Origin of the sequence: Metabacillus niabensis, from assembly GCF_902829255.1 — a bacterium.
Taxonomy (GTDB): domain Bacteria; phylum Bacillota; class Bacilli; order Bacillales; family Bacillaceae; genus Metabacillus; species Metabacillus niabensis.
Genome location: NZ_CADEPK010000131.1, coordinates 1 through 10,347 on the forward strand (window position 1 = coordinate 1; position 10,347 = coordinate 10,347).

The window sequence follows — 10,347 nt, forward strand, 5'->3', positions numbered from 1 at the left end:
ATTTAGTATTTTTCTAAAATCAAAAAAATATAGATGATTTTGGTTTGACATCAAGTATGTCAGGCCTTTTTCGTTATGTCTAAATTTATCTGCTGCTATTTCAGCATTTTTAATATTTCTGAAAATAAAAAAGTCTGCTATACTTTTTATATGAAGGTAGGGGGAAAAGCGATTAACCCAAAAATGACTTAAAAATATGACAACAATATACACAATATAGTCTCCTATCCATCTGCATGATACTAAAATAATAGTTATCAGTTAGTTGGTTTCGATTTCGAACAACGTAAAGGAGGAGATAAGATGGAAAGCCAAAAGCCATGGTTACAACATTACCCAAACGATATCCCTCATCATATAAATATTGATGAAAAGCCACTCTTTTATTATTTACAACAGACCGCTAAAGAATTTCCAACGAAAACTGCTATCCACTTCTTAGGGAAAGAATTATCTTACACTGAGCTTTATATTCAATCATTGAAATTAGCAAATTATTTGCAGTCAATTGGATTACAAAAAGGTGACAGAGTTTCCATTATGCTACCTAATTGCCCTCAGGCTGTCATCGCGTATTATGGAACAATCCTGTGTGGCGGAATAGTTGTCCAGACGAATCCGCTTTATATGGAACGAGAGCTAGAATATCAATTAAAGGATAGTGGCTCAACATATATCATTACGCTTGATTTATTATATCCTAGGGTTTCCAAAATGAAAGCGTTAACAAATCTGAAGCATATCATTGTTACAGGTATTAAGGATTATTTGCCATTCCCAAAAAATTTGCTCTATCCACTTGTACAAAAGAAAGAAAAGCAAGTAGTAGTAAAAGTTGAACATCAAGGAGATACACATTTATTCAAAAAAATTATGCTCACAGCATTACCTAATGTTACAATTCCGGACATTAATCCAAAGGAGGATATAGCGATCCTCCAATATACAGGGGGAACTACAGGTTTTCCAAAGGGTGTCATGCTTACACATGAAAATCTAGTTGCAAATACACAAATGTGTGCTGCTTGGATGTATAAATGTAAAAAAGGAGAAGAGTCTGTATTAGGGATTATTCCATTTTTTCATGTATATGGGATGACAGCAGTTATGAACCTATCCATCATGCAAGCATTTAAAATGATTCTACTGCCGAAGTTTGATCCGACCGATACGTTAAAAACAATCCAAAAATTAAAGCCAACCCTTTTTCCAGGTGCACCAACGATTTATATTTCTTTATTAAATCATCCTGAATTAAAAGAATATGATCTATCATCAATTGATGGCTGTATTAGCGGATCTGCGGCATTGCCTGTAGAAATTCAAGAGCAATTTGAGGAAATTACAGGAGGCAGACTTGTAGAAGGTTACGGTTTATCAGAAGCTTCACCAGTTACTCATGCGAATTTTTTATGGAGTAATAGAAAAACAGGAAGTATCGGGGTGCCGTGGCCGAGTACAGATGCAATGATTATTTCGTATGAATCAGGTGGGAGAGCAGAACCTAATGAGCTTGGAGAATTACTCGTAAAAGGACCGCAAGTAATGAAGGGGTATTGGAATCGAATTGAGGAAACTGAAGCAGCTTTAAGAGATGGCTGGCTATATACTGGTGATATTGGCTATATGGATGAGGATGGTTATTTTTATATTGTAGATAGGAAGAAGGATATGATTATTGCAAGTGGATATAATATTTATCCTCGGGAAATTGAAGAAGTGTTATATGAACATGATAAGGTCCAAGAGGTAGTTGTAGCTGGAATTCCAGATCCTTATCGGGGAGAGACTGTAAAAGCATACATTGTTTTAAAAGAAGGGGTAACAGCAACTGCTGAAGAGTTTAACGAATATGCAAGAAAACATTTGGCAGCATATAAAGTACCGCATATTTATGAATTTAGAAATGAACTACCAAAAACAGCGGTCGGAAAAATATTAAGACGTGCTCTTATTGAGGAAGAAAAAGAAAAACTAAAAAACGCAAATTGAATGAAACGATGACTGTTGCATTGCATTTTTAAATGTGGAATAGGGGACGAAGTGTCTTCTATTCCTACTTTTCAATTACTTTATGAGATAAATAATCAAAGATACTTGACAGAAATGGACTTGAAAAACTAATATTAACTTATGAATGATTACTCATTCATTTTACGAAACCTAAGTAGAAATGCTTGGAAAAAAATATTAGAATTTGTCATTGCATGAAAAAAGGGGAGTATTACGTTGAAACAGAAAAAACCTAAATATAAACAAATAATCGATGCAGCGGTTATTGTGATAGCGGAAAATGGCTATCATCAAGCACAGGTTTCTAAAATAGCAAAGCAAGCAGGAGTAGCCGATGGAACAATCTACTTGTATTTTAAGAACAAGGAGGATATCCTCGTTTCGCTTTTCCAAGAAAAAATGGGAGAATTTATTGAAAAAATAGAGGTTGAAATAAAATCCGCTGAGACAGCAGCAGAAAAACTTTATAAGCTTATAAAAACACACTTCTCATTATTAGCAGCAGATCATCATTTAGCAATTGTGACACAACTCGAGCTTAGACAATCTAATAAGGAATTAAGACTTAGAATTAACGAGGTACTTAAAGGCTATTTAAATGTTGTCGATAAAATTATCCGCACAGGTATCGAAACTGGTGAATTTAGAGATGAAATTGATACTAGATTAGCAAGGCAAATGATCTTCGGTACAATCGATGAAATCGTTACGACCTGGGTTATGAATGAGCAAAAATATCCTTTATCAGAACAAACGCAAAAGGTTCATCAATTACTTATAAACGGTTTTGCCAAATCAAATTAACGATTAGCGGTCTTAATCTATGTACATTTCTTTTTCTTCCCGTCATACATTAGGTTATAGACTAGCCGATTTAGATGGAGGGTATCATGAATTACTTAAACCTAAAGAAAAATGAAAACATGGCAATGATTGAAATCAATCATCAGCCAGCAAATGCTTTGTCATCAGATGTTTTAAAGGAATTATCAATTCTCATTGACGAGCTTGAACATGATAATGAAGTTAGGGTAGTAGTACTTCATGGCAAAGGAAAGTTTTTTTCAGCAGGAGCAGATATTAAAGAATTTGTACAATTATCCTCTGAGGATAACTTTTCGAGATTGTCAAAAAATGGGCAAAGTGTTTTTAAGAAGATTGAATCGTTGCAAAAGCCAGTCATAGCTGCAATACACGGTGCTGCATTAGGTGGAGGGCTTGAGTTAGCGATGGCATGTCATCTTCGACTTGTCTCAAATGATGCAAAATTGGGACTTCCAGAATTACAGCTCGGGATTATTCCGGGATTTGGCGGTACTCAGAGGCTTCCAAAATATATTGGGAATGGACGGGCATTAGAAATGATGCTAACTAGTGAGCCTATTACCGGTGAAGAAGCAGTAAGGCTCGGATTAGCAAATCACTCTTATCCTGAGGAAATTCTTTTGAATGAAGCGAAACGTTTAGCTGCTAAATTTGCAGCAAAAAGTCCAAAAACAGTTCGTGCAGTTCTCTCACTTCTTAATGAAGATAAAATAAAACTAGATCAAGAAGGTTATGAAAAAGAAGCAATTTCTTTTGGAGAGGTATTTGGTAGTTCTGATGCAAAAGAAGGAATATCAGCTTTTATTGAGAAAAGAGAACCGAAATTTACAGGGGAATAAATGATGTAACCAAGTGCTTGGAGAATGGTAAGTAAAGCTTAAGGTTTACAATTAAACAATGGGGGAATGGGTAATGAATATTTTCGTACTGATGAAAAGAACATTTGATACAGAAGAAAAGATCGTTTTACAGAATGGTCAAATCGTTGAAGATGATGCTGAATTTATTATTAACCCATATGATGAATACGCAATAGAGGAAGCGCTAAAATTACGAGATAACCATAGTGGAGAGGTAACGGTTATAACGATTGGAAATGATGAATCTGAAAAACAATTACGTACCGCATTAGCAATGGGCTGTGACAAGGCAGTGCTGATAAATATCGAGGATGATATCGAAGCGTGTGATGCTTATACGACATCTCGAATACTTGCAGAGTACTTTAACGATGTTGAGTTTGATATTATTTTGGGAGGTAATGTTGCGATTGATGGTGGGTCTGGTCAGGTAGGACCACGTTTAGCAGAATTATTAACGATTCCATATGTGACAACAATTACGAAGCTTGAAGTTAGTGGAAATACTGCAACGATTGTAAGAGACGTAGAAGGGGATTCGGAGGTTATTGAAACGACATTACCGTTATTAGTAACTGCACAACAAGGGTTAAATGAGCCGAGGTATCCATCTTTACCTGGGATTATGAAAGCTAAAAAGAAGCCTTTAGATGAGCTTGAAATAGACGATTTAAATCTCAATGAAGATGAGGTAGCAGCAAAGACAAAAACGATTGAGATATATTTACCGGCTAAAAGGGAGGCAGGAAGAATACTTGAAGGGGAATTAAATGAACAAGTTTCTGAATTAATTTCACTTCTTCATAACGAAGCAAAAGTTATTTAACAGGGCTTAACAGTTTACGGGATAAACATGAATAGGGGGAATAATGAATGGCGAGAAAAATTCTTGTTTTGGCAGAGACACGTGAACAGGTATTGCGTAATGTTTCTTATGAGGTCATCGCTGCGGGGAAGGAGATTTCAGAAGGTGGAGAGGTTGTTAGTGTTTTAATTGGAGAAAACATTTCATCATTAGCAAGTGAGTTAATTCATTATGGAGCAGATCGTGTCGTAACAGTTGAAGATGCAAAATTATCTACTTATACTCCAGATGGTTATGCACAAGCTTTATTAGCAACAATAAAGGAGGAAAATCCGGAAGCAATAATTATAGGTCATACAGCTTTAGGTAAGGATTTATCACCAAAAATTGCTGCAAAGCTACAATTAGGATTAATTTCTGATGTAACTGCGATTGAAATAACAGGTGGAAATGTTATTTTTTCAAGACCGATTTATTCAGGTAAAGCCTTTGAAAAGCAAATTATAACAGATGGGCTTATCTTTGCGACAATCCGCCCAAATAATATTAATCCGTTACGTAAAGATGATACAAGGACAGGTGAAACTCATTCACTATCGGTAGAAATTAAAGATTTACGGACAATTGTAAAAGAGGTTGTTCGAAAAGCAACTGAAGGTGTTGACTTATCGGAAGCAAAAGTGATTATCGCTGGTGGTCGAGGAGTGAAAAGTGAAGAAGGATTTGAACCACTTAAAGAATTGGCTCATGTCCTTGGCGGTGCTGTAGGTGCATCGCGTGGGGCATGTGATGCTAATTATTGTGACTATTCATTGCAGATAGGTCAAACAGGGAAGGTTGTTACGCCTGATCTGTATATTGCTTGTGGAATTTCCGGGGCAATACAACATTTAGCTGGAATGTCAAATTCAAAAGTTATTGTCGCAATCAATAAAGATCCAGAGGCAAATATTTTTAATGTGGCTGATTATGGAATTGTTGGTGATTTATTTGAGGTTGTACCATTATTAACGGAAGAAATTAAGGCGTTAAAGCTAAATGTAAATAGTTAAAAAACTCTATAATCAATTAAAAACCTAATATTGATGAAATTCATGTTTTGAACAGGAAACATAGGGGAAAATAGATTTGAAGCAAAATGATAGCTAACTTTTAAAGTCGATGCTATACTTTAATCATATTTACCCCACAATTTTTAGGAGGAATTACAATGGCAATAACACATGTTACAGATGAAACATTTACAAATGAAACAAGCGAAGGTGTTGTACTAGTTGATTTTTGGGCACCATGGTGCGGACCTTGTAAAATGATTGCTCCAGTATTAGAAGAGCTCGATTCTGATATGGGAGATAAAGTGAAAATTGTAAAAGTTGATGTTGACGAAAACCAAGAAACAGCTGGTAAATACGGTGTAATGAGTATTCCAACACTACTTGTCTTAAAAGATGGAGAAGTTGTTGATAAAGCTGTTGGCTATCAACCAAAAGAAGCATTGGCTGATGTTTTAAATAAACATGTTTAAAAAAAATGGATTGACATTTGTCAGTCCTTTTTTTAATCTGCTTAAAGGAAAACTTTGCATTGATTACGTATAGTTAACATAGCTGAAATGAGCGAAATCTGATACGATAAAGAGGTGTTTTGTTTTTTGATATGGACTGTAATCCGCCAATATAATTTTATCGAATACGATTATGTTTGCGGATTAACGTCTATAAAATTTGAAAAAAGGAGTGTTTGCTATGATTGATCATATAAAGGAAAAGCTTGCACTTCTTCCTGATCAACCAGGATGCTATATCATGAAAGATCGCCAAGGTACGGTCATTTATGTAGGGAAGGCAAAAGTATTAAAAAATCGTGTTCGTTCGTATTTTACAGGATCACATGACGGAAAAACACTTCGTTTAGTGAATGAGATTGTTGATTTTGAATACATTGTAACGTCCTCGAATATTGAAGCATTAATTTTAGAATTGAATCTTATAAAAAAATATGATCCAAAATATAATGTAATGCTAAAGGATGACAAAACATATCCGTTTATTAAAATAACAAATGAACGTCATCCTCGATTAATTGCAACGAGACAAGTAAAAAAGGATAAAGGAAAGTACTTTGGTCCTTATCCAAATGTACAATCAGCGAGAGAAACAATTAAATTATTGGACCGATTATACCCTCTTCGTAAATGTTCAACAATGCCTGATCGGGTATGTCTATATTATCATATGGGTCAATGCCTAGCTCCATGTGTAAATGATATATCAGAAGAAACGAATCGAGAAATGGTTGAGGAAATTACTAAATTTTTAAATGGTGGATATAAAAAGATAAAAGAAGAGCTCCAAGAGAAAATGACTACGGCTGCAGAGCAATTAGAATTTGAACGCGCACAGGAGTATCGAGATCAAATTATTCACATTGAAGCGACGATGGAAAAACAAAAAATGACAATGAATGATTTTGTTGATAGAGATGTCTTTGGGTATGCTTATGATAAAGGATGGATGTGTGTCCAAGTATTTTTTATTAGACAAGGGAAATTAATTGAACGCGATGTGTCAATGTTTCCAATTTATGATAGCCCAGAACAAGAATTTTTAACCTTTATTGGACAATTTTATTCAAAAGCAAATCATTTTTTACCAAAAGAGATTTTACTACCTGATAGTGTTGAAATTAAATTAGTTGAACAGCTGTTAGATGTATCAGCTCTTCAGCCAAAACGCGGTAAAAAGAAGGATTTAATATTACTTGCGCACAAAAATGCGAAGATTGCCTTGCAGGAAAAGTTTTCACTTATTGAAAGAGATGAGGAACGTACTATTAAAGCTGTTGAAAACCTTGGAGATAAACTAGGTATCCATACTCCTCACCGAATAGAGGCGTTTGATAATTCAAATATTCAAGGAACAGATCCAGTATCGGCGATGGTAGTATTTGAAGATGGTAAGCCTGCAAAAAAATATTATCGTAAGTATAAAATCAAAGGTGTAAAAGGACCTGATGATTATGAATCAATGAGAGAGGTTGTACGACGTAGATATAGTCGTGTATTAAAGGAGGATTTACCACTTCCAGATTTAATTATTATAGATGGTGGTAAAGGGCATTTAGCTGCAGCACAGGATGTCCTAGAAAATGAGTTAGGTCTAGACATTCCAATCGCAGGTCTTGTGAAGGATGATAAACATAGAACTTCAGAACTAATAATTGGCTCACCTCCTGAATTTATTCCCCTTTCTAGGAACAGTCAAGAATTTTATTTATTGCAAAGAATTCAGGATGAGGTTCATCGGTTTGCGATTACCTTTCATAGACAACTCCGCGGGAAAAGCGCCTTTCAATCCATTCTGGATGATATTCCTGGTGTCGGTGCACAGCGGAAAAAAATGTTGCTTAAGCATTTTGGATCATTGAAAAAGATGAAAGAAGCAGATATTGAACAATTCAAAGAAGCTGGGATGCCTGAGAATATTGCAAAGCAAATCTTTGAGCATTTGAGTGACAAATAGATTGAAGTTTTTGTGGTATTGTTAAAGTGCTTGCACTTTTCATTAAAGTTTGATAATCTTGTTAGTAATTTCATAGTATGATCGTTATTTATTGAATGAAGGTAGAGGTGCGAAATTCAAGAGTAGCCTGTTTGAGGAGGATGGTCTCCAATGAAAGCTGGTGAAAGGGAATTTTGCCGAAGCTGTTATAGTACCATTGCTATAATGGCTGGTTTTACATTTAACAGATGTAAAACTGTCAAGAAAATGTAATTTCTTGGAGAGCTATCTCATTGTGAAAGCGAAGTTTATTATTTTCGTTTTGTATAGCAATGGGATATTAATATCTCATTGCTTTTTTTGTTGCTTTTTTAGAAAATGAGTAAACGGTTAGTAGTAGCTTTTATGCCTTCTATCATACATGACTGATCATTTGAATAATCAATGAAGGGTGAGATTGTGTTGGGAATCATTGTCCAAAAATTCGGTGGAACATCTGTTGGATCTGCTGAAAGAATAATGCATGTTGCTAATCGTGTAATTCAAGAAAAACAAAGAGGAAATCAAGTGGTTGTTGTTGTATCTGCGATGGGAAAGTCAACAGATCAATTAGTTGATTTAGCAGGGAAAATAACATCAAAACCAAGTAAAAGAGAATTGGATATGCTCCTTACGACAGGAGAACAAGTAACGATATCCCTTCTAGCATTAGCCTTAATGGAAAAGGGATATGAGGCAATTTCTTATACTGGATGGCAGGCAGGTATTGAAACAGAAGAACAGCATGGGAATGCAAGAATTACAAATATTAATCCGGAAAAAATAAAAACAGAATTAGATAGAGGAAAAATCGTTGTTGTCGCTGGATTTCAAGGAGCCACAAAGGATGGCCAGATTACGACGCTTGGAAGAGGTGGTTCTGATACAACCGCAGTTGCTTTTGCTGCTGCTTTAGAAGCAGATAAATGTGATATTTATACGGATGTAACAGGTGTATTTACTACTGACCCTAGAGTAGTGAAAAATGCACGGAAATTAGCGGCAATTTCATACGATGAAATGTTAGAGTTAGCTAATTTAGGTGCAGGTGTACTTCATCCACGTGCAGTAGAATTTGCAAAGAATTATAAAATACCTTTAGAAGTACGTTCAAGTATGGAAGATGAAAGAGGAACAATTGTTGAGGAGGAAACGAGTATGGAGGAAAACTTAATCGTAAAAGGAATTGCATTTGAGGATCAGGTAACAAGAGTATCGGTTATAGGACTTCCAAATGAATTAACGACACTTTCTACAATTTTTTCAACGTTGGCAAGTCATGGTTTAAATGTTGATATTATTATTCAGAGCACAACGAATGATAAAAAAACAATCATCTCCTTTTCAATAAAAACAAGTGATCTTGACGAGACGATTTCAATTCTTGAGCAAGAAAAGAGCAGTTTGAAATATGAAAAAATTGAATCTGAATCCAATCTTGCAAAAGTCTCAATTGTAGGATCAGGTATGGTGTCAAATCCAGGAGTTGCTGCTCGGATGTTTTCAGTATTAGCTGATAATGGAATTGATGTAAAAATGGTTAGTACCTCTGAAATTAAAGTATCAACTGTCATTTCAGGTGAACAAATGGTTACAGCAGTAGATGCTCTACATAGTACGTTTGAGCTTTCGAAAGAAGCTGCACAAGTATAAAAAGAAAGAATAGGGTCTATCAATGGATAGACCCTTTATGTAAGAATAGAGCAAATGTACTATTGTCATTAAAATAAAGTTCTTTTTACTGCTATCTACTTCATCATTTTCGTTCAGAACGTTTTCCGACAATTGGCGCTGATTCAATCTTATCTTTATGATCCCATTTAGCAGTAAAAATGACTTTTTTAGCACGCTTTTTGATTTGCTCATGAGTTTCGGTAATATAGCTATTAATTGTTTGAAGTTGCTCGGCTATAAATCCAGCTTCCAATTGGAAACTGCAATCATTATCTTTGCCTAAACGTAATGAAATGAGATCACCACTAAGCTCCAATTCCATTTCGTTTTTGTTTAGACTTAATACAGTTAAATTTCCCCAACCGGCATTTTCAAAGAAAGATATCACTTCTTCTGTTGAGCTAAGCGGATATTTTCTTGCTAGTTCCTTCCCTGCCCAATAAAGCATATTGGAGTAGTCCTTACCTAAAATAGTTGGTATTAAGACTTCTCGGATTAGTTCATATCCAAAGGCAGGCGTCTGTAATTCTTTTAATTCTTCGTTTGTCAATTGTATGGATTGTTTATTCACGGTATTCCCCTCTTTCTATCGTTTATTATATAACAAGAACGATTATGAAAAACATGTAAT

At 35.1% G+C, this 10,347-nt stretch carries 10 protein-coding genes and 1 riboswitch; of the genes, 8 read left to right on the forward strand and 2 right to left on the reverse strand.

Features of this window, described 5'->3' with window-relative positions; genetic code table 11:
* Positions 1-213, reverse strand: a 213-nt coding sequence (locus HU235_RS24870; RefSeq protein ID WP_217451435.1) for a hypothetical protein, incomplete at its 3' end; no start/stop codon positions are given.
* Between the two features lie 90 nt (positions 214-303).
* Here HU235_RS24870 and HU235_RS10990 point away from each other — a divergent pair.
* The 8 genes from HU235_RS10990 (at position 304) to HU235_RS11025 (ending at position 9,695) form a co-directional block, all read left to right on the forward strand.
* Entirely contained in the window at positions 304-1,992 is a 1,689-nt protein-coding gene (locus tag HU235_RS10990; protein WP_174880251.1) for an AMP-binding protein, read from the forward strand.
* 237 nt (positions 1,993-2,229) lie between these two features.
* Positions 2,230-2,817 carry a TetR/AcrR family transcriptional regulator gene (locus tag HU235_RS10995; protein ID WP_095300613.1) on the forward strand — a complete coding sequence of 196 codons (588 nt, stop codon included), beginning with the start codon at positions 2,230-2,232 and terminating at the stop codon, positions 2,815-2,817.
* 86 nt (positions 2,818-2,903) lie between these two features.
* Positions 2,904-3,677 carry an enoyl-CoA hydratase gene (locus HU235_RS11000; RefSeq protein WP_174880252.1) on the forward strand — a complete coding sequence of 258 codons (774 nt, stop codon included), beginning with the start codon at positions 2,904-2,906 and terminating at the stop codon, positions 3,675-3,677.
* 73 nt (positions 3,678-3,750) lie between these two features.
* Complete coding sequence (locus HU235_RS11005) at positions 3,751-4,524, forward strand: electron transfer flavoprotein subunit beta/FixA family protein (protein WP_174880253.1); 774 nt, start codon at positions 3,751-3,753, stop codon at positions 4,522-4,524.
* A gap of 47 nt (positions 4,525-4,571) precedes the next feature.
* A complete protein-coding gene (locus HU235_RS11010) occupies positions 4,572-5,555 on the forward strand; it encodes an electron transfer flavoprotein subunit alpha/FixB family protein (RefSeq protein WP_145584097.1) in 984 nt (327 codons plus the stop codon).
* 158 nt (positions 5,556-5,713) lie between these two features.
* Positions 5,714-6,028: a thioredoxin gene (gene trxA, locus HU235_RS11015; RefSeq protein WP_095300609.1), complete on the forward strand. Its 315-nt coding sequence runs from the start codon at positions 5,714-5,716 to the stop codon at positions 6,026-6,028.
* A gap of 220 nt (positions 6,029-6,248) precedes the next feature.
* Positions 6,249-8,024 carry an excinuclease ABC subunit UvrC gene (gene uvrC, locus HU235_RS11020; RefSeq protein WP_095300608.1) on the forward strand — a complete coding sequence of 592 codons (1,776 nt, stop codon included), beginning with the start codon at positions 6,249-6,251 and terminating at the stop codon, positions 8,022-8,024.
* Positions 8,025-8,118: 94 nt separating this feature from the next.
* Positions 8,119-8,299: riboswitch (Lysine riboswitch) on the forward strand.
* A 166-nt stretch (positions 8,300-8,465) separates the two neighbouring features.
* Positions 8,466-9,695: an aspartate kinase gene (locus tag HU235_RS11025; RefSeq protein WP_174880254.1), complete on the forward strand. Its 1,230-nt coding sequence runs from the start codon at positions 8,466-8,468 to the stop codon at positions 9,693-9,695.
* A 103-nt stretch (positions 9,696-9,798) separates the two neighbouring features.
* Here HU235_RS11025 and HU235_RS11030 read toward each other — a convergent pair whose 3' ends face one another.
* Complete coding sequence (locus tag HU235_RS11030; protein ID WP_233452201.1) at positions 9,799-10,287, reverse strand: YslB family protein; 489 nt, start codon at positions 10,285-10,287, stop codon at positions 9,799-9,801.
* Between the last annotated feature and the right edge of the window lie 60 nt (positions 10,288-10,347).

Coding starts and splice junctions, on each gene's coding strand:
- HU235_RS11000 (WP_174880252.1), top strand. CDS start 2,904: ATGAATTACTTAAACCTAAAGAAAAATGAAAACATGGCAATGATTGAA.
- HU235_RS10990 (WP_174880251.1), top strand. CDS start 304: ATGGAAAGCCAAAAGCCATGGTTACAACATTACCCAAACGATATCCCT.
- uvrC (WP_095300608.1), top strand. CDS start 6,249: ATGATTGATCATATAAAGGAAAAGCTTGCACTTCTTCCTGATCAACCA.
- HU235_RS11010 (WP_145584097.1), top strand. CDS start 4,572: ATGGCGAGAAAAATTCTTGTTTTGGCAGAGACACGTGAACAGGTATTG.
- HU235_RS11005 (WP_174880253.1), top strand. CDS start 3,751: ATGAATATTTTCGTACTGATGAAAAGAACATTTGATACAGAAGAAAAG.
- trxA (WP_095300609.1), top strand. CDS start 5,714: ATGGCAATAACACATGTTACAGATGAAACATTTACAAATGAAACAAGC.